23 protein-coding genes and 2 tRNA genes are annotated in these 25,576 nt (G+C 71.5%); 13 read left to right on the top strand and 12 right to left on the bottom strand.

The features are described from left to right. Nucleotides 1-195: 195 nt before the first annotated feature. From ACH4VX_RS19710 to ACH4VX_RS19700, 3 genes are all read right to left on the bottom strand, one after another. Nucleotides 196-999: a hypothetical protein gene (locus ACH4VX_RS19710; protein ID WP_398368682.1), complete on the bottom strand. Its 804-nt coding sequence runs from the start codon at nucleotides 997-999 to the stop codon at nucleotides 196-198. A 100-nt stretch (nucleotides 1,000-1,099) separates the two neighbouring features. Next, nucleotides 1,100-1,837: an aspartate/glutamate racemase family protein gene (locus ACH4VX_RS19705; protein ID WP_398368681.1), complete on the bottom strand. Its 738-nt coding sequence runs from the start codon at nucleotides 1,835-1,837 to the stop codon at nucleotides 1,100-1,102. Next, complete coding sequence (locus tag ACH4VX_RS19700; RefSeq protein WP_398368891.1) at nucleotides 1,834-2,676, bottom strand: aspartate/glutamate racemase family protein; 843 nt, start codon at nucleotides 2,674-2,676, stop codon at nucleotides 1,834-1,836. The genes ACH4VX_RS19705 and ACH4VX_RS19700 overlap by 4 nt, the downstream gene beginning before the upstream one ends. A 149-nt stretch (nucleotides 2,677-2,825) precedes the next feature. Between ACH4VX_RS19700 and ACH4VX_RS19695 the strand changes: the two genes are divergently transcribed. Further along, a complete protein-coding gene (locus tag ACH4VX_RS19695) occupies nucleotides 2,826-3,773 on the top strand; it encodes a D-2-hydroxyacid dehydrogenase (RefSeq protein WP_398368680.1) in 948 nt (315 codons plus the stop codon). A 17-nt stretch (nucleotides 3,774-3,790) separates the two neighbouring features. Beyond that, nucleotides 3,791-5,173, top strand: coding sequence for an amidase (locus ACH4VX_RS19690; protein WP_398368679.1), 1,383 nt, complete (start codon nucleotides 3,791-3,793; stop codon nucleotides 5,171-5,173). A 180-nt stretch (nucleotides 5,174-5,353) separates the two neighbouring features. On the opposite strand, the gene ACH4VX_RS19685 is transcribed toward ACH4VX_RS19690, so the two are convergent. Further along, complete coding sequence (locus ACH4VX_RS19685; RefSeq protein ID WP_398368678.1) at nucleotides 5,354-5,851, bottom strand: DUF3830 family protein; 498 nt, start codon at nucleotides 5,849-5,851, stop codon at nucleotides 5,354-5,356. A gap of 97 nt (nucleotides 5,852-5,948) precedes the next feature. On the opposite strand from ACH4VX_RS19685, the gene ehuB reads away from it, so the two are divergent. The 6 genes from ehuB to ACH4VX_RS19655 all read left to right on the top strand — a co-directional run bounded on the left by ehuB (nucleotide 5,949) and on the right by ACH4VX_RS19655 (nucleotide 10,127). Further along, on the top strand, nucleotides 5,949-6,863 hold the full coding sequence (gene ehuB, locus ACH4VX_RS19680; protein ID WP_398368677.1) for an ectoine/hydroxyectoine ABC transporter substrate-binding protein EhuB: 915 nt from the start codon (nucleotides 5,949-5,951) through the stop codon (nucleotides 6,861-6,863). Beyond that, nucleotides 6,860-7,576, top strand: coding sequence for an ectoine/hydroxyectoine ABC transporter permease subunit EhuC (gene ehuC, locus ACH4VX_RS19675; protein ID WP_398368676.1), 717 nt, complete (start codon nucleotides 6,860-6,862; stop codon nucleotides 7,574-7,576). Before ehuB ends, ehuC begins: the two co-directional genes overlap by 4 nt. Continuing rightward, nucleotides 7,573-8,223 carry an ectoine/hydroxyectoine ABC transporter permease subunit EhuD gene (ehuD, locus tag ACH4VX_RS19670; RefSeq protein ID WP_398368675.1) on the top strand — a complete coding sequence of 217 codons (651 nt, stop codon included), beginning with the start codon at nucleotides 7,573-7,575 and terminating at the stop codon, nucleotides 8,221-8,223. The genes ehuC and ehuD overlap by 4 nt, the downstream gene beginning before the upstream one ends. After that, the gene (ehuA, locus tag ACH4VX_RS19665) at nucleotides 8,213-9,022 is read left to right on the top strand and encodes an ectoine/hydroxyectoine ABC transporter ATP-binding protein EhuA (protein ID WP_398368674.1); all 810 of its coding nucleotides are present in this window, start codon (nucleotides 8,213-8,215) and stop codon (nucleotides 9,020-9,022) included. The genes ehuD and ehuA overlap by 11 nt, the downstream gene beginning before the upstream one ends. Before the next feature lie 195 nt (nucleotides 9,023-9,217). Further along, nucleotides 9,218-9,976: an IclR family transcriptional regulator gene (locus ACH4VX_RS19660; protein ID WP_398368673.1), complete on the top strand. Its 759-nt coding sequence runs from the start codon at nucleotides 9,218-9,220 to the stop codon at nucleotides 9,974-9,976. Nucleotides 9,977-10,053: 77 nt separating this feature from the next. After that, nucleotides 10,054-10,127 (top strand) — tRNA-Lys (locus ACH4VX_RS19655). Nucleotides 10,128-10,189: 62 nt separating this feature from the next. Here the strand turns inward: ACH4VX_RS19655 and ACH4VX_RS19650 are convergent. From ACH4VX_RS19650 to ACH4VX_RS19640, 3 genes are all read right to left on the bottom strand, one after another. Further along, a complete protein-coding gene (locus ACH4VX_RS19650; protein ID WP_398368672.1) occupies nucleotides 10,190-10,795 on the bottom strand; it encodes a lytic polysaccharide monooxygenase in 606 nt (201 codons plus the stop codon). 125 nt (nucleotides 10,796-10,920) lie between these two features. After that, a complete protein-coding gene (locus tag ACH4VX_RS19645) occupies nucleotides 10,921-12,105 on the bottom strand; it encodes an SPFH domain-containing protein (RefSeq protein ID WP_398368671.1) in 1,185 nt (394 codons plus the stop codon). Between the two features lie 53 nt (nucleotides 12,106-12,158). Beyond that, entirely contained in the window at nucleotides 12,159-13,499 is a 1,341-nt protein-coding gene (locus ACH4VX_RS19640) for a peptidoglycan-binding protein (RefSeq protein ID WP_398368670.1), read from the bottom strand. Between the two features lie 207 nt (nucleotides 13,500-13,706). On the opposite strand from ACH4VX_RS19640, the gene ACH4VX_RS19635 reads away from it, so the two are divergent. The 3 genes from ACH4VX_RS19635 to ACH4VX_RS19625 all read left to right on the top strand — a co-directional run bounded on the left by ACH4VX_RS19635 (nucleotide 13,707) and on the right by ACH4VX_RS19625 (nucleotide 18,188). After that, nucleotides 13,707-13,780, top strand: a tRNA-Lys gene (locus ACH4VX_RS19635). A gap of 467 nt (nucleotides 13,781-14,247) precedes the next feature. Continuing rightward, complete coding sequence (locus ACH4VX_RS19630) at nucleotides 14,248-16,251, top strand: glycosyltransferase family 2 protein (protein ID WP_398368669.1); 2,004 nt, start codon at nucleotides 14,248-14,250, stop codon at nucleotides 16,249-16,251. Then, nucleotides 16,248-18,188: a galactose oxidase-like domain-containing protein gene (locus ACH4VX_RS19625; RefSeq protein WP_398368668.1), complete on the top strand. Its 1,941-nt coding sequence runs from the start codon at nucleotides 16,248-16,250 to the stop codon at nucleotides 18,186-18,188. Before ACH4VX_RS19630 ends, ACH4VX_RS19625 begins: the two co-directional genes overlap by 4 nt. Nucleotides 18,189-18,278: 90 nt before the next feature. Here ACH4VX_RS19625 and ACH4VX_RS19620 read toward each other — a convergent pair whose 3' ends face one another. The 4 genes from ACH4VX_RS19620 to ACH4VX_RS19605 form a co-directional block, all read right to left on the bottom strand. Continuing rightward, nucleotides 18,279-19,307, bottom strand: a complete 1,029-nt coding sequence (locus ACH4VX_RS19620) for a glycoside hydrolase family 6 protein (protein ID WP_398368667.1) — start codon at nucleotides 19,305-19,307, stop codon at nucleotides 18,279-18,281. Between the two features lie 710 nt (nucleotides 19,308-20,017). Continuing rightward, nucleotides 20,018-20,647 (bottom strand): sortase domain-bontaining protein, encoded by a 630-nt coding sequence (locus tag ACH4VX_RS19615; RefSeq protein ID WP_398368666.1) that lies wholly within the window; start codon nucleotides 20,645-20,647, stop codon nucleotides 20,018-20,020. A 90-nt stretch (nucleotides 20,648-20,737) separates the two neighbouring features. Next, nucleotides 20,738-21,517, bottom strand: a complete 780-nt coding sequence (locus ACH4VX_RS19610) for an HAD-IIA family hydrolase (RefSeq protein WP_398368665.1) — start codon at nucleotides 21,515-21,517, stop codon at nucleotides 20,738-20,740. 194 nt (nucleotides 21,518-21,711) lie between these two features. After that, a complete protein-coding gene (locus ACH4VX_RS19605; RefSeq protein ID WP_398368889.1) occupies nucleotides 21,712-22,785 on the bottom strand; it encodes an ROK family protein in 1,074 nt (357 codons plus the stop codon). A gap of 100 nt (nucleotides 22,786-22,885) precedes the next feature. On the opposite strand from ACH4VX_RS19605, the gene ACH4VX_RS19600 reads away from it, so the two are divergent. Further along, nucleotides 22,886-23,962 (top strand): Gfo/Idh/MocA family oxidoreductase, encoded by a 1,077-nt coding sequence (locus ACH4VX_RS19600; protein WP_398368664.1) that lies wholly within the window; start codon nucleotides 22,886-22,888, stop codon nucleotides 23,960-23,962. Further along, on the top strand, nucleotides 23,959-24,450 hold the full coding sequence (locus ACH4VX_RS19595) for a heme-degrading domain-containing protein (RefSeq protein ID WP_398368663.1): 492 nt from the start codon (nucleotides 23,959-23,961) through the stop codon (nucleotides 24,448-24,450). The genes ACH4VX_RS19600 and ACH4VX_RS19595 overlap by 4 nt, the downstream gene beginning before the upstream one ends. Nucleotides 24,451-24,574: 124 nt before the next feature. Here ACH4VX_RS19595 and ACH4VX_RS19590 read toward each other — a convergent pair whose 3' ends face one another. After that, nucleotides 24,575-25,432: a fumarylacetoacetate hydrolase family protein gene (locus ACH4VX_RS19590; protein WP_398368662.1), complete on the bottom strand. Its 858-nt coding sequence runs from the start codon at nucleotides 25,430-25,432 to the stop codon at nucleotides 24,575-24,577. Between the last annotated feature and the right edge of the window lie 144 nt (nucleotides 25,433-25,576).

Below are 25,576 nucleotides of genomic sequence, written 5' to 3'. Positions count from 1 at the left end.
GCGCGTTGGTGGTCCAAGGAAAGACGCCCCGCTTCCTGCGGGGAGATGCAGGTGCAAGGCCTGCCCGGCGCTCGACGAGAACCCCGGCCCCGCTCCAGCGGGACCGGGGTTCTTCCGTGTCCGCCTCACGGCACCGTCTCCGCGGACCCCGCGGACCGGGACGGGAACGTCACCCGGTCCGCGGCAGGGCACGGATCAGCCGAGCTTGGCCTCCTGCGCCTCGATGACGGCGGTCGGCTGCTCGAACGCCTCGCCCCGGCCGACCGCCGCGATGTTGAAGGACGAGAATCCGGCGAGCGTGGTGCCCTGGCGGAAGACGACGACCTTCGTGTCGGCGGAGGTGCCGTCCAGCTTGGTGCCCACCGTCCAGGCGACCGTGTCCTCGCCGGCCGTGAGCTTCTCCTCGGTGACCTTGGTGACCTGCTGCTTCTCACCGTCGATCGACATGGCGAAGCCGTCGGCGCACTTCTTGCCGGCCTCCCGCAGCGCGGCGAGGGTCCGCTCCGCGCCGTCGGCGTCGTAGGACCGCAGGGAGGTCATCGTCTTGGTGATGTCGAGGGAGTCGAGCATCGCCTCCTCGGCCTCCTTCTCCGTCAGCCCCGCGAGGTCCGGCATGCCCTTCTTCGCCGCCTCGGATTCCTGGGTGACGAGCCGCTGGGCGCTCGCCGCCGGCTTGCCCGTCGGCACGGACGCCAGCGCCTGGGCGACCGGCTCGCACTCGGCCTGCTCGACGGAGAGGGTGCCGGGGTCGGAGACGGCGTCCTTGCCCGGCTCGGTGACCTTGTGGTCCTCAAGGTCGGCCGAGGCGATCACGAGCTTCTCCAGTTCGGCGGCGGTCAGCGCCTTCGCGGCCGGAGCGCCGGCCGCGGCGTCGCCCTTCGCCGCCTTGTCCCCGCCGTTCCCGCCCTTCTCGTCACCGCCGCCACAAGCGGTGGCCAGCAGGGCGAGGGCGGCGGCGGAAGCGGTCAGGACGGTACGGCGGACGACGGTGGCTCTCACAGTGATGATGACTCCCTGAATCCGAGATTCGACGCCCCGCACCGGGGCGCGGTACAGGGCTCACGGGAGTAGGACCGCCATGAGTCGATCAAGGTTGTACTCAGGCCTGGACCTGCACGATCGGTTCCTGTGTGAACAGCGCCCCCAGCCCGGGAGCGTTCACCCTGCGGTCCGCCAGCCTCAGGGCCTCCCAGGCGGTGACCTGGTTGGCGGTGAGGACCGGCTTGCCGAGTTCCTTCTCCAGGGCGGGGATGTGGGCGATCGTGTGCAGGGCCGTGTCCGGCAGGAGCAGCGCGTCCGCGTCCGGGGTGTCGGCCGCGCGGGCCAGCGCGAACAGCTCCTCCTCCCCCCAGGCGCCGACCTCCGCCGCCGTGACGATCCCGGAGCCGCGCACCCCGGTCACCTCCACCCCGCCGGCCCGCAGGAACTCGGCGAAGAGCACGGCCACGTCGTCCGGGTAGGTCGCGCCGACGGCGACCCGCCGCGCCCCGACCTCCCGCACCGCGTGCACGAAGGCGAACGACGTCGACGACGCCGGCATGCCCGCCGCCCGGGCGAGGCCGCGCACCTGCTCGTGGGCGCCGTCCCAGCCGTGCACGAAGCTGCCGCTGGTGCAGGCCCACACCACCGCCTCGGCGCCGGAGAGGCGCAGCTGCTGGAGGCCGGCCGCCAGCCGCTCGGGCGAGCCCATCTCCCGCAGCGCGTCCACCCGGTGCGCGTCCTCACCGATGTCGGTGTGCACCAGGTCCACCCGGATGTCGCTGCCCAGCAACTGCTCGATACGCGGATAGTCGTCCTCTGCGGAGTGGTCCGGGTAGAGGAATCCCAGTGCGGTCATGTCCAGCCTTCCTGCTGCTTCTCTTCCGACGCTTCAGACACTTCCGGCAGTACGGAGCCGGACGTCCGGCCCGGCAGTACGGCCCCGGAGCGTGCCGACGCGTCGATCAGCGCCTGATACGGTCCCATCGCCCGGGTACCCAATCGGCGCAACGCCGCCCACATGGTCACCTGGTTGGCCGAGATGACTGGTATGCGCAGTTCGGCTTCGAGCTGCGGGATGACGTCGTAGGTCGGCAGATTGGTGCAGGAGAGGAACAGCGCGTCCGCCGCGCCGAGCCGGCCGCGCACCGCCGCCCGCCGCGCCATGTCCACCACCTCGCGGTAGGTGACCTTCCAGATCTGCCGGGTCAGGCCCATGTACGCGCAGCCGGTGACCGTGACGCCGGCCCGCGCGACATAGCCCTCCAGCGCCCGGGTGACCGACACGGTGTACGGCGTGACCAGGGCGACCCGGCGCACGTCCAGTTCCACCAGCGCCTCGAGGAGCGCGCCGGAGGTGGTGACGGCCGGGACCGCGCCGGCCCGGCTCATCGCCTCGCACATCGCGCGCTCGCCGACGATCCCGCCGACGAAGCTGCCCGACGTGCAGGCGTAGGCGACGACCTCGGGCGCGACCGCGGCGAGGGTGCGCACCGCGTCGCCGAGGGTCTCGTGCTCGCTGATCAGCCGGGCGAGGTCGAGGCTCACCTCGACCGGCACGTACGGCGTGCGGGTCAGGTGCAGGGACACCTCGTCCGGCACCCAGCGCCACAGCTCGCGGTCCAGCGCGAAGTCGAAGGGGGCGACGACACCGACACCGCGTTGCGGGCCGGGGCCGCCGAGAAAGGAGACGTCCATGCCGGCACCGGCCTCACACTGGGAGAGGAACACACAACGGATCGTGAGAACGCCCGTGTTGACGACGGTAGGCTGGGGTGCGAGCGTGGTCAATCCACGCATCCCGGACTCCGGCCGTCCCGCTGACGAGAACCCCGAGAAGGCGGCTCATGACCACCCCCACGCTGCTCGTGCTCGACGCCGATCCGCTCCCCCGTCTCGGCCGGCTCACCGGCCGGGTGCGGGTGGAGCACGCGGACGCCTCGACGCTCGCCGGGCGTCTGCCGTCCGCGGACGTGCTGCTGGTGTGGGACTTCACCTCGCGCGCGGTGCGTGCCGCCTGGCCGGGCGAGGGGCCCCGGCCGCGCTGGGTGCACACGGCGAGCGCGGGCGTGGATCATCTGCTCTGTCCGGAACTCGCCGCCTCCGACACGGTGGTCACCAACGCGCGCGGGATCTTCGACCGGCCGATCGCCGAGTACGTCGCCGCCCTCGTCCTCGCCTTCGCCAAGGACCTGCCGCGGACGCTCCGGTTCCAGCGGGAGCGGACCTGGCGGCACCGGGAGTCCCGCAAGGTCGCCGGGACCCGTGCCGTCGTGGTCGGCTCCGGGCCGATCGGCCGGGCGATCGCCGGCACGCTCACCGCGCTCGGCGTCAGGGCCGCCCTGGTCGGGCGCACCCCGCGGGCCGGCGTGCACGGCCCGGACGACCTCGACCGGCTGCTGGCCCGCGCGGACTGGGTGATCGCCGCCGCACCGCTGACGGAGTCGACGCGCGGCATGTTCGACGCCCGCCGCTTCGGCGTGATGCAGCCGTCCGCGCACTTCGTCAACGTCGGCCGGGGACAGCTGGTCGTGGAGGACGCGCTGGCCGAGGCGCTGCGGCGGCGCTGGATCGCGGGCGCCGCACTGGACGTCTTCGACACCGAGCCGCTCACCCCGGACAGTCCCCTGTGGCACCTCCCGGATCTGATCGTGTCGCCGCACATGAGCGGGGACACGGCCGGCTGGCGGGACGAACTCGGCGAGCAGTTCGTGGAGTTGTTCGAGCTGTGGGCGGCGGGCAGGCCGCTGGTGAACGTGGTCGACAAACGGCGCGGGTACGTACCGGGTCACTGACGTATCCAGGAGGCCGGATGTCCGAGCTCACCGAGCTGACCGCCGTACGACTCCTCGACGGCTACCGCAGGGGCGAGTTCGGCCCGGTGGAGGTGGTCCGGGCGGCGCTGCGGCGGGCGGAGGAGATCCAGCCGGAGGTGAACGCGTTCGTCCGGCTGTTCGCCGAGGACGCGTTGGAGCGGGCCGCCGCGTCCCAGGAGCGGTGGCGGCGCGGTGAGCCGTGCGGGCTGCTGGACGGGGTGCCGGTCACGGTGAAGGACATCCTGCTGCTGCGCGGCGCCCCGACCCTGAAGGGCTCGCGGACCGTCGATCCGGCGGCGGGCCGCTGGGACGAGGACGCGCCGTCGGTGGCCCGGCTGCGCGAGCACGGCGCGGTGTTCCTGGGGAAGACGACCACCCCCGAGTTCGGCTGGAAGGGGGTGACGGACTCCCCGCTGAGCGGTGTCACGCGCAACCCGCACGATCCGACGCGTACGGCGGGCGGGTCCAGCGGGGGCGCGGCGGCGGCCGTGGCGCTGGGCGCGGGGTCCCTCGCGCTGGGCACGGACGGCGGGGGCAGCGTCCGGATCCCGGCGGCGTTCTGCGGGATCTTCGCGCTGAAGCCGACGTACGGAAGGGTGCCGCTGTATCCGGCGAGCGCGTTCGGCACGCTGGCGCACGTGGGTCCGATGACCCGGGACGCGGCGGACGCGGCGCTGCTGATGGAGGTGATCGGCGGCCCGGACTCCCGTGACTGGTCGGCGCTCGGACCGGCGCCCGGGTCCTTCCCGGCAGGGCTCGCGGGCGGGGTGCGGGGGCTGCGGGTGGCGTACTCGCCGTCGCTGGGCGGGCAGGTGGCGGTACGTCCACAGGTCGCGGCGGCGGTGCGGCGGGCGGTGGAGCGGCTGGCCGGGCTCGGCGCGTACGTGGAGGAGACCGACCCCGACCTCACCGATCCGGTGGAGGCCTTCCACACCCTGTGGTTCGCCGGTGCCGCGCGGGTGACCCAGCACCTCGCCCGGGAACAGCGGGAGCTGCTCGATCCGGGGCTGCGGGAGATCCGCGGTGCCGGGGCCCGGTACTCGGCGCTGGACTACCTGGCCGCGGTGGACGTCCGGATGGACCTGGGCCGCCGGATGGGCCGCTTCCACGACACCTACGACCTGCTGGTCACCCCGACCCTGCCGGTCACGGCGTTCGAGGCGGGCGCGGAGGTGCCGAAGGGCTCCGGGCACCGGCGGTGGACGGGGTGGACGCCGTTCACGTACCCCTTCAACATGACCCAGCAGCCCGCGGCCACCGTCCCGGTGGGAGTCGACGGGGACGGGCTGCCCATCGGCCTGCAGCTGGTGGCCGCCCGCCACCGCGACGATCTGGTGCTGCGGGCCGCGCACGCGCTGTACGGGGCGCCGGTCGAGTAGTGGCCGGCGTGGGGCTGGGCGGGGGAGGGTCGCGCCGCCCGGCGCTTGCGGGGTGCCTCCCCCACTCTCGGCCGCGCTCGAGCGGGAGGTGCCCCCACCGCCCACCCGTGCCGCCCTGGGGGTACCTCCCAGGCCGTTCGGGCACTGGGGGAGGCAGGACTGCCCGCAGCCGCGGCGCGGCTACGGCGCCCTCCGGAAGCCGAGCGTCTCCCCGGCCGCACCCGTGCGCCACAGGTCGTTGCAGCCGTCGGCCATGGCGTCCAGCCCCTCCACCACCTGGCCCCAGACGATGCCGGGGACCCAGCCCACGTCACCGTTGAGGAGCAGGTTGTTGCGCTCGTAGAACAGGGCCAGGTCCACGACCGTCGTGCCGGGGCTGACCTCGCGGTCGTAGCCGTAGGACTTCGTGCCCAACTCGGCGCCCGCGAAGGAGAAATAACACAGGTCGCCCGGAATGGGGGTGACGGTCGGGTTCTCCAGGGGCGGTTCCGCGTCCGCGAAGGGCGGGAAGAGGGCGTAGATCTCGTTGCGGGCGTACTTGGCGTGGTAGACGTCGCCGGCCAGCGGGAGGGATTTCCAGACGGCTTCGCAGGTGACCGGCGCCCGGTCGTCGAGCAGTCGGGCCGTGCAGCTGATTCCACGCTCGACCAGGGAGATCTCGAGATATCGGTCTGCCATGTCCTCCATCGTCCCGCGCCGGTCAAGACCGCCGGACCGCCGAACGGGGCTGAAACTGGCCGGAATAACCCGCATCGCTTCGGGTAGCTGCGCCGCCATGGCTCCACCACTACAACCACTGAGACGATTCCGAGAAGCCTCCGGGCCCTCACGTCGGTCGCTGCTCGCGGGGGTCGCGGCGCTCGGCGCGCTGGGTGCCGCGGGCTGTTCCCGCGTGCCGACGGCGGCGGCCACGGGCGGCGGTGACCTGCTGGACCGGCTGAAGGCGGCGGGCGTCGTCCGCCTGGGCATAGCCGGCGAGATCCCGTTCGGTTACATCGACAGGAACGGCGAACTGACCGGCGAGGCGCCGGAGCTGGCCAAGGTCATCTTCAAACGGCTCGGCGTGGACCGGGTGCAGCCCGTGCCCACCGAGTTCGGCTCGCTGATACCCGGGCTGAACTCCCAGCAGTTCGATGTCGTGGCCGCCGGGATGTACGTCAATCCCGAGCGCTGTGAGCAGGTCGTCTTCTCCGACCCCGACTACCAGATGCTCGATTCGTTCATCGTGCGCAAGGGCAATCCGAAAGGTCTGCACGACTACCGGGACGTCGTCGAGAAGAAGGCGAAGTTCGCCACCGGCACCGGGTACGCGGAGATCGCGTACGCCGTCGAGGCCGGGTACGAGGAGAGTGACATCCTGATCGTCCCCGATCAGGTCGCCGGCCTGAACGCCGTCGAGGCCGGACGTGCCGATGTCTTCGCCGGGACCGCCCTCACCACCCGCGAGGTGGTGAAGAAGTCGAGCAAGGCGGAGGTCACGGAGGCCTTCAAACCGATCGTCGACGGGGAGCCGCATGTCGACGGCGGCGCGTTCGCCTTCCGGCCGACCGAGACGAAGCTGCGGGACGCCTTCAACTCCGAACTGCGCAAGCTCAAGAAGAGCGGCGAACTGCTCCGCATCCTCAAGCCGTTCGGTTTCACCGAGGACGAGATGACGGATCTGACCGCGAAGGAGTTGTGCGGCGGATGACATCGGGGCTCTGGGAACTCGTACTCGACGGCGTCTGGGTCACGGTCCAGCTGCTCGTCCTCAGCTCGCTGCTGGCGACGGCGGTCTCCTTCGTGGTCGGCGTCGCGCGCACCCACCGGCTGTGGATCGTCCGCTTCCTCGCCGGCTTCTACACCGAGGTGTTCCGCGGGACCTCGGCACTGGTGATGATCTTCTGGGTGTTCTTCGTGCTGCCCCCGGCCTTCGGCTGGCAGCTGGTGCCGCTGTGGGCGGGCACGCTGGCACTCGGTCTGACCTACGGGGCGTACGGCTCGGAGATCGTGCGCGGTGCCCTCGCCGCGGTCGACCCGGCCCAGCGTGAGGGCGGTATCGCGCTCAGCTTCACGCCCTGGCAGCGGATGAAGCTGATCCTGCTGCCGCAGGCGGTGCCGGAGATGATCCCGCCGTTCTCCAACCTGCTGATCGAGCTGCTCAAGGGCACCGCCCTGGTGTCGGTCATGGGCATGGGCGACCTGGCGTTCAGCGGCAACCTGGTGCGCCTGGCGCTGCAGGAGAGCGCGGAGATCTACACGTACATCCTGTTGGTCTACTTCGTGATCGCCTTCCTGCTCACCCGGATCATGCGCGGTCTGGAGAAGAAGCTGAAGGCGGGGGTCGGCAAGGCCGCGGTCCGTGACCCGGACGTGGAGCTGAAACGGCCCGAGACGACCGACGTGGGGGGTGCCGTCCGATGAAGTGGGACTGGAGCGCGGTCTCCGACTTCATGCCGCACTTCTGGGAGGGTCTGCTGGTCACCCTGCAGATCCTGGCCCTCGGCTCGCTGATCTCGTTCGTGCTGGGCCTGGTGTGGGCTCTGCTGATGCGGGTGCCGACGCGCTGGGTGACCTGGCCGGTCGGGGCGGTGACGGAGTTCGTCCGCAACACCCCGCTGCTGGTGCAGCTGTTCTTCCTGTTCTACGTGCTGCCCGAGTGGGGCGTGACCTTCTCCGCGCTGACCACCGGTGTCTTCGCCATCGGGCTGCACTACTCGACGTACACGATGCAGGTCTACCGCGCGGGCATCGAGGCCGTGCCGGTGGGCCAGTGGGAGGCGGCGACGGCGCTGAACCTGCCGCTGCGCCGGACGTGGACCGCGGTGATCCTGCCGCAGGCCGTGCGCAGGGTGGTGCCCGCGCTCGGCAACTACGTCATCTCGATGCTGAAGGACACGCCGCTGCTGATGGCCATCACCGTGCTGGAGATGCTCGGTGAGGCTCGGCTGTTCTCCCAGCAGAACTTCCAGTTCACCGAGCCCCTGACGGTGATCGGCGTGGCCTTCATCGTCATCTCCTACCTGGCCTCCCTTGCCCTGCGAGCCCTGGAGCGACGCCTTGTCCACTGACACCCACGCCCCGTTCGACAAGAAGCCCGGGAATCCCGGGAAGTCCGGGAACTCGAGGAGCAACGGCGAGCTGATCCGTCTGGAGCAGGTCACCAAGCGGTTCGGGGACCACACCGTCCTGGACCACCTGGACTTCTCCGTGGACGCCGGCAAGCACGTCACGCTGATCGGTCCGTCCGGTTCGGGCAAGACCACGATCCTGCGGCTGCTGATGACGCTGCTGAAGCCCGACGAGGGCACCATCACCGTCGACGGGGAGCAGCTGTTCCCGGCGCCCGAGAAGCAGGTCCGCGAGGTCCGCAAGAAGATCGGGATGGTGTTCCAGCAGTTCAACCTGTTCCCGAACATGACGGTGCTGCGGAACATCACCGAGGCCCCGGTCACCGTGCTCGGCATGTCCAAGGACGCGGCCGAGGAGCGGGCGCGGGAACTGCTGGAGATGGTCGGGCTGACCGACCACCTCGACAAGCACCCCGCGCAGCTGTCCGGTGGTCAGCAGCAGCGGGTGGCGATCGCGCGGGCGCTGGCGATGCGGCCGCAGGTGCTGCTCCTCGACGAGGTGACCTCGGCGCTGGACCCGGAGCTGGTCGCGGGCGTCCTGGACGTGCTGCGGGACATCGCCCGCTCCACCGACATCACCATGCTCTGTGTGACCCACGAGATGAACTTCGCCCGCGACATCTCCGACCAGGTGCTGATGTTCGACTCGGGCCGGATCATCGAGGCGGGTCCGCCGGAGAAGATCTTCAGCGAGCCGGAGCACGACCGGACGCGGGAGTTTCTCAGCGCGGTGCTGTAACTACGGGCCGTGAGCAGGGCGATGCCCGAGGTCCACGCCATGGAGCATTCCCCTGGCATATGCCAGGGGGTCGGCGCCGCAGATGAGGGGGCCGCGATCTCGTCAACACCCGCTCCCCGGGGGCCGTTCGACGGCTATCGTGGAGGGGATTCGCTGACCGGATTGCGGCCCCAAGAGCGAGCGCAGGGGGAAACCGTGGCGCTGAGGCACGAGCCGACCGCGTCGTACCACTCGGTCCAGGACGCGCTGCGCGTCCTGGAGACGGTGGCGCGGCACACCACAGGAGTCACCGACACCGACATCACCCGCGAGACCGGCCTCGGCCCGGAGCGACTGACCACGCTCCTGCGGATGCTGCGCCGCGAGGCCTACGTCGAGCAGATCGCCGACGGCGCGTACGTCACCGGGGCGGCCTTCGCCCGCCTGGGCGCCGCCGAGGGACACGAGGAGGCACTGCGCGAGAAGCTCCAGCGCACCCTGGACCGGCTCCGCGACCGTGTGGGCGCCGCCGTCTACCTCAGCCGGTACGTCGACGGCGAGGTCAAGGTCACCCAGTACGCCGACGGCCCGGCCATCCCGAAGGTCAACGAGTGGGTGGACTTCCGTTACTCCGCGCACGCCACCGCGGTGGGCAAGAGCCTGCTCACCCAGCTGGACCACGACGGCCGGCGCGACCATCTCGCCCGGCACAGGATGGCCCGGCTCACCTCGCGCACCATCACCAGTGACACGCTGCTGCTCTCCCGGCTGGCGGCGCAGCCGTCCACCGTGCCGGTGCTGGACCTCCAGGAGTACGCGGTCGGCACGGTCTGCGCGGCCGTCCCGATCACGGTCGGCTCCTCGGTGGGCTGTCTGGCGCTGTCCCTGCCCCTGGCGCACGCCCACCGCCTGCGCCAGGCCGCCGACACGCTCAACCGCAACGCGGCCCCGGTGCTGCTGTCGCTGACGCTCTAGCGGTGGTGCGGACCACCCCCGAGGACCGGGTATTATTTTTCCTGTCGCCGCCCGCGAAAGCGGACGGCGGGAGTCATGCGCCGCTAGCTCAGTTGGTTAGAGCAGCTGACTCTTAATCAGCGGGTCCGGGGTTCGAGTCCCTGGCGGCGCACCGAGAAGGGCCTCTCGTGGGAGCGAGAGGCCCTTTGACGTGTCCGGGCGGGGATCGGAACGTCAGAACGTGACGTCGGAGCAGGCGTAGAACGCGTTGCCCGTGTCGTGGACCGTCCACACCGCGAGGATCACGTGCTGTCCGCTGAGCCCGGACGGCAGCCGGCCGCTGTGCGACAGCGTCTGCGGGGGACGCTGTCCGTTGTAGGGGACGGTCAGGAACGGCGTGAGGTTGAGGTCGGAGCGGGCCAGGTTGTGGTTCTGGTTCCAGCCCGGCCTGGTGACGTAGTACTTGAAGTCGGTGGTGGCGTGCATGGCCGTGAACTGCCACCGGAAGGTGTAGTTCTGGCCGCCGGACACCCGGGTCGTGGGCCAGGCGCCGCCCGAGGGGGTCTTCGGGCTGTCGAGCTGGGCGAACGGCGTGTTGTTGGCCGAGCAGAGCCGCCCGTCGGCGGGGCCGGAGGCGGGGAAGCCCTTCGGGCCCTCGACGCTCTGCGGCTCCCACTGGATGGATCCGCAGTTGGTCACCGAGCCGTTCTGGCAGAGCTTCTGCCGGCTGACCGGCAGATCGGTGTAGCCGTGGCCGCTGGCACCACCGGAGGAGAGCACAAGCGCTCCGGTCGTGGCCAGTCCCACCGCGGCTGCGTACATCTTGGTCCTTGTGCGCATGCTGCCGCTCCTGGTGAACGTGGGGGAGTTTCCGTGAGCCGTGCAGGTAGGTCTAGACCAAGTCTGAGATTATGGGCGCGGACTGAACATGTCCATACCAATCGCAGGGCCTGTTCCCCGGCCGTTCACGGCCCCGTGTCCCCCCGTCCCGCGCAGAACGCCACCGTCAGGTCCTTCACCAGCACCTTGCGTTCGTAGTCGTCCAGCTCCACCAGCCCCCGCACGGTCAGCCGGGTCACCGTGTCCTCCACCGAGTCCACGACCGAGCCGAGCACGCTCGCCCGGTGCTGGGCGTCCAGCGCGGCGATCCGGCGCCGGTGCATCGCGGCGGCCACCTCGGGCGCGTACTCCACCCGGACCGGCCGCACCGCGAACACCTCCACCCCCACCGGCGCGGTGTCCGCCGCCACCAGCCGGGTCAGCGCGTCCTGCGCCGCCTCCACCGCGCCCTTGCCCGCGCCCGGCGCCGCCACCGGCACCCGCACCAGCGCCGCCTCGACGCACGCGCGCAGATACGCCTCATGGTCCTCGACGCTCAGCGTCGCCCGCGCGGTGTCCCGCACCCGCCACACCACCAGTACGGCCACCCGCAGCGCGACCCCACTGCGGTCGGCCGCCCGCATCGGCTCACCGCGCCAGTGCCGCAGCCGTACGTCGACCCGGCGGCGCAGCAGCAGCGGGTTGACCCACATCAGCCCGGTCCGCCGGACGGTCCCCCGGTAGCGGCCGAACAGGCCGAGCACCCAGGCCCGCCCGGTCCGCCCGCGGGCCAGTCCGCCGAACCCGAACAGGCCGAGGGCCCCGGCCCCCGCGTACGCCGCCCACTGCGCGGGGCCGGGTCCCGCCGCACCGGCGCGCGCCACCGGCCCGAACACCTCCGCCACCGGCGGCGGCAGCACACCCGCCCACCACGAGGTGGCCACGCAGCCGGCCGCCCCGCACACGCCGGCGAGCACCCCCGCGACGCCGGGCAGCACCCGGGCGGGCCGTTCCACCAGCTCGGGTTCGATCCGCGGGACGGCGGGCCGGGGCCGCTCCCCCGTGCCCCGCCCCTGTGGGGCCTTCCCGTCCGCGTCCGCCCGGCGGGCGACGACCGCCGGGCGCAGGCGCACCGGCTCCGGCTCGGGGGCGTCGCGGAACAGCAGGTGGACGGGGATCTCGGTGGTGGACTCGGTGTGGATGAGCCGGACCGGCCGGGCGGCCGGCGGGCCGCCCGGCGGGCCGTCGTCCGCCGGGCCGCCGGGCTCGGGGACGTGTTCGGGAGCGTTCTCGGGGATGTTCTCGGGGACAGGGGATGTCGTCGTGGTCATGCGTGCCTCCAGCCTCCGCGCCAGATGCGTCACATCGGTCACTTCCGGGGACGTCATGAGAGAAAGAGCCGCCGCCAGGTCTCCGGGCCCGGGTAGCCGTCCGCCGCTCCGCCGCGCCAGCCCTGGGCCCGCTGGAAGGCCTCCACATTGCGGCGGTCGGCCTCGCTCCAGCGCGGTCCCGGCCCCTTCGTGTAGTACCGGCCGAACCCCTTCCGCACCAGCTGCCTCCCCAGCCGCGTGACGTGGTCGTCGACGGCGCCGGGCCGGAACAGCGCCCGGCCCGGATAGCCCGGCACCCCGTGCGAGGCGGAGGCGGACGACGGGGTGGAGGAAGCGGAAGCGGAATCTCCGCTTAGGGAGTCCCGGCCCCCGCCGGTCACCAGCAGCTCCCAGGTCAGCGGCCCCGGAAGCCCGTCCGCCGCCGCGCCCCGCCACCCCTGGGCCTCCTGGAACGCCCGGGTCGCCCTGCGGTCCGCGTCCGTCCAGCGCGGTCCGGGGGGAGCGGGATAGAACCGCCCGGCACCGCGGGCGACGAGCATCCGGCCGAGCTCGGCGACGTACTCGTTCTCCGCGCCGGGGCCGAAATAAGCCACTCCGGGGAACGGGATCCGCCCCGCCGGCGGGGACGCCCCCGCCCCCGCCGCACCGTCGCTCACCCCCTTGTAGCGGTACGGGACATAGCGCGCGGAGTTGCTCCAGTAGGCGTACGGGGTGGTCCTCCGGAGGGTGTGCGGCGCGGTCTGCTCATAGGCGACGTATTGGGAGCGGGTGGTGTTCGTCCAGCCGCCGAAAAGGACCGCATGGGATCCGCCGTAGGGGTCGGCCGCATTGTGGAACAGCAGCATGTCGCCCGGCTGGAGTTCGTCCTTGGTGATTCTTTCGGCGTATTTCCCGAGGCTTCCGGTCCATTCGTTCCCGGGTAGTCGCCAGGCCATCGAGACATAACCCGAACAGTCCTGCCGATAACCGTCGGACCAGTACGAGGCCACGCCGTACGGAACCTTTTGGGTGACCCAGTTCCGGGCCCGCTCGACGATGTCCGCACGGGTGATCGCGGGCACCCGCGCGGGGCGTGCGGGGCTCGCGGGCGGGGCCGCCTGGCCGCTTGGACCGTACAGCGGGGACCGCCTCCCCTGCGGGGTGTCGGGCTCGTCACCTGCGGGAACGTCCGGGCCGGCGGGCCGCTGGGCCTGGGGGACGGCGACCGCGGGGGCGGTGGGCGCGGCGATCGCGGCGGATGCCACGGCGGCCACGACGAGAGCGGTCCTGTGCGCCGCCGGATGGCCGGGAAAGCGGCCGGTCCGGGAATACGGAAACACGTGTCGCCAGTGCGCGCAGCCGGGGCAGTCGCAGTCGTCCGCCGGATCGATCTCCTCGAACACCGGAGACTCCATGCGATTCCCCTCACACTCCCGGTCGATTCCGTCACGTCCGTGCACGACGGTCAGTTTCGCAACTGTCTTCCGCACGCGCATGTTGACGGTCCGAATGATGTACGGGCGGTGGACCGGGCCCGTACCCGGAATGGACCACGGGTGGCGGCCGGACGGCCGGCGGTCGGAAGCACCCGCCGGGGTCCTGTAGAGTGACGCCGTCAGCGCGCGCCGCTAGCTCAGTTGGTTAGAGCAGCTGACTCTTAATCAGCGGGTCCGGGGTTCGAGTCCCTGGCGGCGCACCGACAGGACGGGCTCCTCGTGCAGACGAGGGGCCCGTCGGCTTTTGGCCGGATACCCCCTCGCGGCCGTTGAACGCAACCCACTCGGCGCACGTATGCAACATCGGCCCCCCACGCCTCCCCGGGCATTCACAATGGGCCCGTATGACCGGTGAACACCGTGTTTCGCACCTTGCGATCATGATGGGCACCGTAGAACCTGGGTCCTTCGAGTTGCTGCGGGTTCGCGGCGATTGGGGGGCAAGAAACCGGTTGCCGGTGATGCGGGACGAGGGGTCCCGCTTCATGGAGCGACGCCGAGGGGGGCATCATGCAACCGGAACAGCGCTGTGCCGTGTCTATAAGGTGTGCGTGACGTGGTGACAGCGGTCTACCACTGATACGTCCGTGACGGTCGAGGGGGACCGGACCGGACGTGAGGAAGCGACGAAGCACGCGGCGACCGCCGTGTGTTGGGGGGATGACTCATGACGTCGACGCCGACGGGCGCCCAGAGGGACGACGACCCGTCCCAGACCACCCAGCTCAGGGTGCCCGGCCATCGGAACTGGAACACGGGGACGTTCCGCCGGATCAAGAAGGCGCTGCCGAGATACGACTACGAGCACTACAGCCGGCTCTCGGGACCCCTCACCCAGCCCGATCCGAACAGACCGTACAAGGTGCAGTACCGCTCGCTGATCTCGCAGGAGCCGCACCGCATCCGGATCGCGCTGATGCTGGCCGCCGCCCCGGTGCTGTCGCTGGTGCTGCTGTTCTGGCTGCTGCAGCCCTCGCACTGGACCGAGCGGGACTACGTGGAGTTCGAGTGGCTGCCGGCCCTCGACATCGTCATGCTCGTCTCGATCGGCCTGATCGAGTTCTTCCGCTGCATGAACGTGCTGTCGAACGCGCACGCCACGCTGGTCGCCCGCGACCCGATCCCGGTGGTGCCCGAGACCGGCACCCGGGTCGCCTTCCTCACCTCCTTCGTGCCCGGCAAGGAGCCGCTGGAGATGGTGACGAAGACCCTGGAGGCGGCCGTCAGGATCCGCCACCGGGGCCTGATGCACGTCTGGCTGCTCGACGAGGGCGACGACCCCGAGGTGAAGGAGGTCTGCGCCCGTCTCGGCGTGCACCACTTCTCCCGCAAGGGCGTCGCGAAGTGGAACCAGAAGAAGGGCGCCCACCGCGCGAAGACCAAGCACGGCAACTACAACGCCTGGCTGGACGCGCACGGCGACGACTACGACTTCTTCGCCTCGGTCGACACCGACCACGTGCCGATGCCGAACTACCTGGAGCGGATGCTCGGCTTCTTCCGCGACCCGGACGTCGGCTTCGTCATCGGCCCGCAGGTGTACGGCAACTACGACAACTTCGTCACCAAGGCCGCCGAGTCCCAGCAGTTCCTCTTCCACGCGCTGATCCAGCGCGCCGGCAACCGCTACGGCTCGCCGATGTTCGTGGGCACCTCCAACGCCGTACGCATCAAGGCGCTGAAGCAGATCGGCGGTCTGTACGACTCGATCACCGAGGACATGGCGACCGGCTTCGAGATGCACCGCCACAAGAACCCGGCGACGGGGCGGAAGTGGCGCTCGGTCTACACCCCGGACGTGCTCGCGGTCGGTGAGGGCCCCAACGCCTGGACCGACTTCTTCACCCAGCAGATGCGCTGGTCGCGCGGTACGTACGAGACGATCCTCAAGCAGTACTGGAAGGGCTGGTACTCGCTCCCGCCGAGCAAGCTCTTCAACTACACGATGATGATCATCTTCTACCCGATGTCGGCCCTGAACTGGATCCTCGCGGCGATGAGCTGCGCGCTGTTCCTGGGCCTGGGCGCCTCGGGTGTGAACATCGACCCGGCCGTCTGGCTGATGCTCTACGGCAACGCCTCCGCCCTGCAGATCGGCCTGTACGTCTGGAACCGCCGGCACAACGTCTCGCCGCACGAGCCGGAGGGCTCCGGCGGTGTGGCCGGCATGGTGATGTCCGCGCTGTCCGCGCCGCTGTACGCGAAGGCGCTGATCGACTCCGTCCTGCGCAGGAAGAGCAAGTTCGTGGTCACCCCGAAGGGTGACTCGGCCAGCCCGGACACCTGGTTCGGGACCTTCCGGTACCACTGGTACTTCATCCTGATCTTCGCCGGCTCCATCACCGCGGGCTTCGTCTACGGACACTCGCACCCGGCGATGGTGATCTGGGCGACCTTCGCCCTGCTGATCACCGCCGCGCCGATGTTCGCCTGGCGGCACGGCATGCGGCAGGACCGGAAGAAGCCCGGCGCCCACGCCGGGGGCGGGCAGCCGGACGCCGTCGAGGCGCCCCGCACGCAGCAGCTGCCGCAGATGCCGCAGCAGCACGCCCCGCAGGACCGGCCCACCTGGGCCGCCTCGCACGGCGGACCCGGAGGCACCGGGGACACCCCCGGAAACGACCAGACCATGCAGATCGCCCTTGGTGGACTTGGGGGACGTAAGGAATGAAGGACCGTGCAGGCCGCCGTCGAGCCCGTCGGATCGCGATAGGCACGGCGGTGGTGCTGGCGCTGGCCGGAATGAACGGGCCGTGGCTCTACCGCTTCAGCACCGAGAAATACCACCAGTACAAGATCGACCAGCCCGAGTACAAGGCCGCGAACGGCAAGTGGGAGATCGTCGAGTTCCCCGAGGAGTACCGGCAGAACACCATTCACGCGGCGCTGCTGCGCACCGGGAAGGTGCTGCTCGTCGCCGGTTCGGGCAACAACCAGGACAACTTCGACGCGAAGAAGTACGACACCCGGATCTGGGACCCCGTCAAGGGGACCGTCAAGAAGGTGCCGACGCCCACCGACCTGTTCTGCACCGGCCACACCCAGCTCGCCAACGGCAACCTGCTGATCGCGGGCGGTACCAAGCGGTACGAGAAGCTCAAGGGTGACGTGAAGAAGGCCGGCGGCCTGATGATCGTCCACAACGAGAACCCGGACAAGCCGATCACCCTGCCCGCCGGAACCAGGTTCACCGGCAAGGAGAACGGCAAGACCTTCGTCTCGAAGGACCCGGTGCTCGTCCCGCGCGCCGAGAAGGAGTTCGACCCGGCGACCGGAGAGTTCCTGGGCAACACCCCGGGCGTCGGCCGTATCTACGTCGAGGCGCAGAAGGAAGGCGCCGCGTACGAGACCGGCACGCAGGACAACTACAAGGTGCGGGGCCTGTCCGGCGCCGATGCGCGCAACACGTACGGCATCGCCGAGAAGCTCGCCCTGGACAAGAAGGACTTCCAGGGCATCCGGGACGCCTACGAGTTCGACCCGGTCGCCGAGAAGTACATCAAGGTCGACCCGATGAAGGAGGCCCGCTGGTACCCGACGCTCACCACCCTGAGCGACGGCAGGATCCTCAGCGTCTCCGGCCTCGACGACATCGGCCAGCTGGTCCCGGGCAAGAACGAGGTCTACGACCCGGAGACCAAGGAGTGGACCTACACCGACAAGGTCCGCCAGTTCCCGACGTACCCGGCGCTGTTCCTGATGCAGAACGGCAAGGTCTTCTACTCGGGTTCGAACGCCGGCTACGGACCGGACGACGTGGGCCGCGACCCGGGCGTCTGGGACGTGGAGACCAACAAGTTCGAGAAGATCCCCGGGCTGAGCGACCCCGACCTGATGGAGACGTCCGGCACGGTGCTGCTGCCGCCCGCGCAGGACGAGAAGTACATGGTGATCGGCGGCGGCGGGGTCGGCGAGTCCGAGCTGTCCAGCGAGAAGACCCGGATCGTCGACCTCAAGGCCGACGACCCGAAGTTCGTCGACGGCCCGTCGCTGGAGAAGGGCACGCGCTACCCGCAGGCGTCGATCCTGCCGAACGACGAGGTGCTGGTCACGGGCGGCTCGGAGGACTACCGGGGCCGTGGCGACTCCAACATCCTCGAGGCGAGGATCTACGACACGGAGAAGAACGAGTTCAAGCGGGTCGCCGACCCGCTGGTGGGCCGCAACTACCACTCGGGCTCGATCCTGTTGCCCGACGGCCGCCTGATGGTCTTCGGCTCCGACTCGCTCTACGCCGACAAGGCGAACACCAAGCCGGGCGAGTTCGAGCAGCGCATCGAGATCTACACGCCGCCGTACCTGTACGGCGACAACGAGCAGCCCGACCTGTCGGGCGGGCCGAAGACCATCGAGCGCGGTGGGTCCGGCACGTTCACCTCCGCGGACGCGGCGTCGGTCAAGAGCGTGCGGTTGATCCGGCCGAGTGCGTCCACGCACGTCACGGACGTGGATCAGCGGTCGATCGCGTTGGACTTCGAGGCCGACGGGGACAAGATCACCGTGACGGTGCCGGAGGGGAAGAACCTGGTTCAGTCCGGGTGGTACATGCTGTTCGTCAATGACGGGGCGGGTGTGCCGAGCAAGGCGCAGTGGGTGAAGGTGCCGTAGCGCTGCGCGGCTCGGCCGTTTCTTCGTCCGCGGGTCCGTCGTGGCCGGTCGCGCAGTTCCCCGCGCCCCTTGGGCACGGGGAACTCGCCGTCACCCGGATCCCTCGGCCAGTTTCAGGGCGTAGTCCGCCCACCACTCGCCCGCCTTCGGGCCGCCCTTGCATTCGCCGTCCGACTCTCCCGGGCGCTTGACCCACAGGTAGGCGTCGACCAGGGGGTCGGACGTCTTCGTCGTCGGGGTTTCGCCGAGGGCGCGACCGGGCGGGTTGCACCAGCGTTCGTCCGCGGCGCCCCCGGTGTAGGGGCCGTTGCCGTTGCGGCTGGTGTCGATGACGAAGTGCTTGTCGCCGATCTTGGCGGAGAGCCGCTTGCCGTAGGCGATGGACTCCTCGGTGGAGTAGAAGTTGGAGACGTTCACCGAGAAGCCGTCGGCCTGGTCGACGCCCGCCCACTTCAGCGGCTCGTGGATCTGGTCGGGGTCGCCCCAGCCGGCGTTGCCCGCGTCCAGGTAGACCTTGGTGTTCTTCAGGCCCTTCAGCTTGGCGACGGCGCCCTTGAGGAGGTCGTAGCGCTCCTCGTGGAACTCGTCCGGGGTGCAGCCGTCCACCAGGTGCAGCACCGCGTCGGGTTCCAGGATCACGGTCGCCGGACGGTCCCCGATGCCCTTGGCGACACCGTCGACGAAGTCACGGTAGTCGTCGCCGTCGGCGGCGCCGCCCTGCGAGTACTGGCCGCAGTCGCGGTGCGGGACGTTGTAGAGGACCAGCAGCGCGGTGCGGCCCGCCTTGTCCGCGCCCTCGGTGAAGCCGCGGGCCTGCTCCTCGGGGTTCTCCGGGCTGATCCACTCGCCGACGGGCTGCTGGGCTATCTTGCGGATCTGGTCGGCCTGCGACTTCTTGCCGTCCTTCACCAGCTCGGCGACCTGCCGTGCGGCGTTGCCGTCCGGGTTGACCCAGAACGGGCCGGACTCCTTCGGCTGCTGCGTGATCCCCGCGCCGGCGTCCGGCTCGTCCCCCTTGTCGTCCGAGGAGGAACACCCGGTCATCAGCAGCGCTGCCCCCAGCACCACCGCGGACGCCCGCCCCCCGGCGAACGTCCTGACCCCCCTGCTGCCGTACATCGAGCCCCCCTTGGGTGCACTTGTTCCATGTGCTCCGAGCCCCAATCCTGACATACGTCCCGCGACGCCCACGAGGCCGAACCCCACCTTGTCCGACGTCTGTTACAGCGCGGTGGCCCAGGCGCTCCCGGCCGTGCCGCACCGCCCGGTGGCGGGGAGCCACCTGCGGGGATCACGGACCGCCACCGGTCCGGGACCCGGCGCCGGTCGCCCCCGGGCCCGGCAGGGCTTCCGTTCCGGAGCCGCGCCCACGGACCCGGCCGGCCCGGGTCCCGCGCGGCCGAGGGCCGGCCCGGTCGGCGGCATCCGGGGAGCGGGTCGCCGGCCGGGGCAGGCGGGGCCTGGTCGGCGGGGCCCGGAGTTCAGGGCCCGGTCGGCGGGGAACGGGGCCCGGAGTTCAGGGCCCGGTCGGCGGGGAACGGGGCCCGGAGTTCAGGGCCCGGTCGGCGGGGCCCGGGGGGCGGGTCGCCGGCCGGGGCAGGCGGGGCCCGGAGTTCAGGGCCCGGTCGGCGGGGCCCCGGGGGCGGGTCGCCGGCCGGGGCAGGTGAGGTCCGGAGTTCAGGGCCCGGTCGGCGGGTCCGGTTGGCGGGGCCCCGGGGGCGGGTCGCCGGCCGGGGCAGGTGAGGTCCGGAGTTCAGGGCCCGGTCGGCGGGTCCGGTTGGCGGGGCCCCGGGGGCGGGTCGCCGGCCGGGGCAGGTGGGGTCCGGAGTTCAGGGCCCGGTTCCGGTCAGGTACGCCGAGACGATCGCGTCGGCCGTGCAGCCGCCGGTGACCCGGTCGGGTTCCTCGCCGCAGGCGACCAGCCGGAGTTCGGCCCGTCCCTCGTGGCGCGGCCCGGCGGCCCGCCGGGCGTCGAACCGTTCGCGGGCGAGGACCCGGACGTCCTCCACGGTGAACTCGGCGGCCCCGGTGTCCGCGCGGGCCACCCGGATCTTCCGGCCGGGCCCGAGCGCGTCCACGGGGTGGAGGGCGGCGGACCCCGCCATCAGCGCGGTGCCGGGCTCCCCCGGTGTCACCCCGTCCGCGTACCAGCGGACCGCGCCCGGCCGGCCGTGCCCGTCGGCCACCACCGGTACGTGGACGCCGAGGGCCGGGATGTCGAGGCGCTGCGGCACCGCGGCGGCCAGGGGGCGGTGCGCGGGCGGCAGTTCGGTCCTGGGCGGTCGCCCGGCCGCCGCCATGTCGCCGGCGGCGGCCCCGGACATCCCGGCGGGTACGTCGCTCCGCTCACCGCCCCACAGCCACAGCCCGAGCAGCAGCACCACCCAGGCCACACCGGCGGGCAGCCGCCCGTTGCCGGACGGGAAGCCCGTACGGAGAGTGTTTCGCGGGGAACCCATCGTGTACCTCCAGATATCTGGAGGGTCCCGCGCGGGGTGCGGCGCCGCATCCTCGTGAGCACGACGACTACCCCGTACGGGTGAACGGCGTCAGATCAGGTCGACGAGGTCCGCGATGGAGTCCACGACCTTGGACGGCCGGTACGGCCAGTTCTCCACCTGCTCGGTCCGGGTCAGCCCGGTGAGCACCAGGAACGTCTGCATCCCGGCCTCGATGCCGGCCAGGACGTCGGTGTCCATCCGGTCGCCGATCATCGCGCTGCTCTCGGAGTGGGCCCCGATGGTGTTGAGCCCGGTGCGCATCATCAGCGGGTTCGGCTTGCCCGCGAAGTAGGGCTGCTTGCCGGTCGCCTTGGTGATGAGCGCGGCCACCGCGCCGGTCGCCGGGAGCGGGCCCTCGGCGGAGGGGCCGGTCTCGTCGGGGTTGGTGCAGATGAAACGGGCGCCGTCGTTGATGAGGCGGACCGCCTTCGTCATCGCCTCGAAGGAGTACGTTCGCGTTTCTCCCAGAACCACGTAGTCGGGCTCGTGGTCGGTGAGGATGTAGCCGATGTCGTGCAGCGCGGTGGTCAGTCCGGCCTCGCCGATGACGTACGCCGAGCCGCTGGGGCGCTGGTCGTCCAGGAACTTGGCGGTGGCGAGGGCGGAGGTCCAGATGTTCTCGATCGGGACTTCCAGGCCCATGCGGCGCAGCCGGGCGTGCAGGTCGCGCCCGGTGTAGATCGAGTTGTTGGTGAGGACCAGGAAGGGCTTCCCGGACTCGCGCAGCTTCTTGATGAAGGCGTCGGCGCCGGGGATCGGTACGCCCTCGTGGATCAGCACCCCGTCCATGTCGGTGAGCCACGATTCGATCGGCTTGCGGTCTGCCATGTGCGGGATCTCCTGCCGTGCGCGGTCCTGCGTGCGTCCCAGCCTAAACAGATCCGGATCTTGGGGGAACGCCGGATACGGCTCGGCCCGCAGCACCGCGGGCGGCGTCCCCGCGGGCAGTCGTGCCTCCCCCTCCGGGGGAGGCACCCCGTGAGCGCCGGGCCGCGCACCCCGCCCGGCGTTCCCGGCCGGCCCTACCCGTCCCCCCGCCCGAACACCGGCGCCAGCACCAGTTGGGCCGCGCCCTCGGCAACCCCGCCGGAGGCGACCCGTACCGGTACCGCCGCGTCCCCCGTGCGTCGTGACCGCGCGTCCAGTACGGCCCGTACACCCCGTACGAACGCCTCCGGACTCCCCTCGACCGTCCGCCCCCCGAGCAGGACACGGTCGATGTCCAGCAGCCCCACCAGATTCGCCGCGCCGGCCCCCAGTACCCGCGCCGCCTCGTCCGTCTCCCCCCGCGCCACGGCCCCGAGGCACAGCGCCTCCACACACCCCCGGTCACCGCACCCGCACCGCGGCCCGTCCAGCTGCACCACCTGGTGCCCGAACTCCCCCGCCCCGGTCCGCGGGCCCCGGTACACGCTGCCGCCGATCACCAGCCCGGCCCCCAGCCCCGTACCGAGGTGCAGATAGGCGAAGGAACCGCCCTCGCCGCCGACCGCCAGTCCCAGCGCCGCCGCGTTGGTGTCCTTGTCGACGACCACCGGTACGCCGAGCCGCCGGGCCAGCGCGTCCCGGAGCGGGAAGCCGTCCCACTCGGGGAAGCCGGTGACCCGGTGCAGTACGCCCTTCTCGTGGTCGAGCGGTCCGGGAAGGGCGACCCCGGCGCCGAGCGGGGACCGGTTCGCCCCGGCCGTCCCCGGCGTCCGCAGCGCCTCGACCGTCCCGGCCACCCGTGCCAGTACCGCCTCCGCCCCCGCGCCCAGGTCCAGCGTGGCCCTTCGCCGGTCCACCACCGTCCCGTCGAGGTCGACCAGTACCGCCCGCACCTCGTCCCGGTCCAGGTGGACGCCCACCGCGTGCCCCGCCTCCGGGACCAGCCGCAGCACCGTGCGCGGCTTGCCGCCCGTGGACGCCCGGCGCCCCGCCTCGGCCGCGAGCCCGTCCGCCCGCAGCCGGGCGGTGATCTTGCTGACCGCCTGTGGGGTGAGGCCGGTCCGCTCGGCGAGTTCCAGCCGGCTGATCCCCTCCGCTCCCGCGGTCCGCAGCAGGTCGAGCACGAGCGCGGTGTTGTGGCTGCGCAGGGCGAGCAGGTTCACCCCCAGGGGGGTCGCGTGCGCCCCGCCGATACCGTCGTTCGTCCTGTTCACCCGGCCATTCTCTCCTCTGCTTGCACTTTGGCAACAGCGTTGCGAAAGTAGAGCCATGACTGGCACTCCCCTCCGCGTCGGCCTCGTCGGCTACGGCCTCGCGGGCTCCGTGTTCCACGCCCCGCTGATCGCCGCGACCGAGGGCCTCGCGCTCGACACGGTGGTCACCTCGAACCCCGAGCGGCAGCAACAGGCCCGCGACGGGTTCCCGGACGTACGCGTCGCCGCGACCCCGGACGAGCTGTTCGCCCGCGCCGGCGAACTGGACCTGATCGTCATCGCGTCCCCGAACAGGACGCACGTCCCGCTCGCCACGGCCGCCCTGAAGGCCGGTCTGCCGGTCGTCGTCGACAAGCCGCTCTCCGGCACGGCGGCCGAGGCGCGCGAGCTGGCGGCGCTGGCCGAGGAGCGCGGCCTGCTCCTGTCCGTCTTCCAGAACCGTCGCTGGGACAACGACTTCCTCACCCTGCGCAAGCTGATCGACGAGGGCGAACTCGGCGCCGTGCACCGCTTCGAGTCCCGCTTCGAGCGCTGGCGTCCGCAGCTCAAGGGCGGCTGGCGGGAGTCCGGCGACCCCGCAGAGATCGGAGGTCTGCTCTACGACCTCGGCAGCCACGTCGTCGACCAGGCGCTGGTCCTCTTCGGCCCGGTGACCGCCGTCTACGCCGAGGCGGACATCCGGCGCGACGGTGCGCGGACCGACGACGACACGTTCATCGCGCTGACGCACGCGAACGGCGTCCGCTCCCACCTCTACGCCTCGGCGACCACCGCCCAGCTCGGCCCGCGCTTCCGCGTCCTGGGCTCGAAGGCCGGCTACGTCAAGCACGGCCTCGACCCCCAGGAGGCCGCCCTGCGCGACGGCCTGCGCCCCGGCGCGACCGGCGCCGGCTGGGGCACGGAACCCGAGGAGCTGTGGGGCCGTATCGGCGCCGGGGAGTCCCCGGTGACGGGCGGCGGACAGCCCGTGCCGACCCTCCCCGGCGACTACCCCGCCTACTACGCGGCCGTGGCGAAGGCCCTGCTGGCGGGCGCTCCCAACCCGGTGACCGCGCGGGAGGCGGCCGCCGCCCTGGACGTACTGGAGGCCGCCCGCCGGTCGGCCCTGGAGAAGGTGACGGTGACGCTGTGACCACCCCGAAGCAGACCCCGGAACTCACCCCGGGCGTGGAGGAGCTGGAGGCGCAGGAACGCCGCCTGGTCCTCCCCCGGTTCACGTACGACGACGCGTGGGCGCTCGGCTCCCTGCTGGTGGAGATGGCGCGCGAGCGCCAGGCCCCCGTCGCCGTCGACATCCACCGCGCGGGCCAGCAGCTCTTCCACGCCGCCCTGCCCGGCTCCACCCCCGACAACGACGTCTGGATCGCCCGCAAGCGCCGGGTGGTGGAGCGCTACGGCTCCGCCTCCTACCTGGTGGGCGCCCGCCACCGCGCCAAGGGCACGACGTTCGAGGCGTCCTCCCGCCTGGACCCCGACACCTACGCGGCCCACGGCGGCTCCTTCCCCATCACGGTGGAGGGCGTGGGCGTCATCGGCGCGGTGACGGTCTCGGGCCTTCCCCAGCTCCAGGACCACCAGATGGTGGTGGAGGCCCTGGAGCACTTCCTGACCCGCTCGTAGCACCACAGGGGCGCGGGGCTGTGCCGGTATGCGGCTCCGCCGCGTGGGCGCGCGGGGGTCTGGGAGCGAAGCCCCCAGGGACGGGAAGGGAAGGGGCGGCGGGGGCGAAAACCCGAGCCCGGGCTCAGGCGTCCTTGAACTCCTGCCGCTGCCGCCCCAGCCCCCCGATCTCCAGCTCGACCACGTCCCCCGCCCGCAGATACGGCTTCGGCTCCGGCTGCCCCAGAGCCACCCCCGCCGGCGTCCCGGTGTTGATGACGTCACCGGGATGGAGCGTCATGAACTGGCTGACGTACCGCACGACCTCACCCACCGGGAAGATCTGCTCGGCGGTCGTCCCGTCCTGCTTCAGCTCCCCGTTGACCCACAGCCGCAGCGACAGGTCCTGCGGATCGCCGACCTCGTCCGCCGTCACCAGCCACGGCCCCAGCGGGTTGAACGTCTCGCAGTTCTTCCCCTTGTCCCAGGTCCCGCCCCGCTCGATCTGGAACTCCCGCTCGGAGACGTCGTGCGCGACGGCGTACCCGGCGACATGCGCGAGCCCGTCCTCCGCCGACTCCAGATACCGCGCCGTACGCCCGATCACGACCGCCAGTTCGACCTCCCAGTCGGTCTTCACCGACCCGCGCGGCACCAGCACCGTGTCGTCGGGGCCGACGACCGTGTCCGCCGCCTTGAAGAAGATCACCGGCTCGGCGGGCGGCTCGGCCCCCGTCTCGCGGGCGTGGTCGTGGTAGTTCAGCCCGATGCAGACGATCTTCCCGATCCGCGCCACCGGCGGCCCGGTCCGGAGCTCCTCCCCGTCCAGCGCGAGCAGCTCGCCGCTGTCGGCGGCGGCCCTGATCCGGCCGAGCGCGGCCTCGTCGGCGAGCAGCGCCCCGTCGATGTCCGCGACGAGACCCGACAGGTCACGCAGGGTTCCCTCGTCGTCGAGCAGCGCGGGCCGCTCCTGTCCCGCCGTACCGACTCGCAGCAGTTTCATGATTCACGTCTCCCTCGATCGCGGGCCCGCCCGATGAACACGGCCCGGATGCGGCGAGGCGCAGCCATCGGATGACTGGTCGATCCTCCAAGCCCGCGTTCCACTCCGCAAGACCCGGTTCACGTACTGGACCGCAAGCTCCCG

The sequence above is a fragment of the Streptomyces sp. NPDC020731 genome, from assembly GCF_044334705.1.
GTDB lineage: Bacteria > Actinomycetota > Actinomycetes > Streptomycetales > Streptomycetaceae > Streptomyces.
The sequence above is the reverse complement of the archived record's forward strand: the minus strand, read 5'-3'. Positions and strand labels throughout refer to the sequence as shown.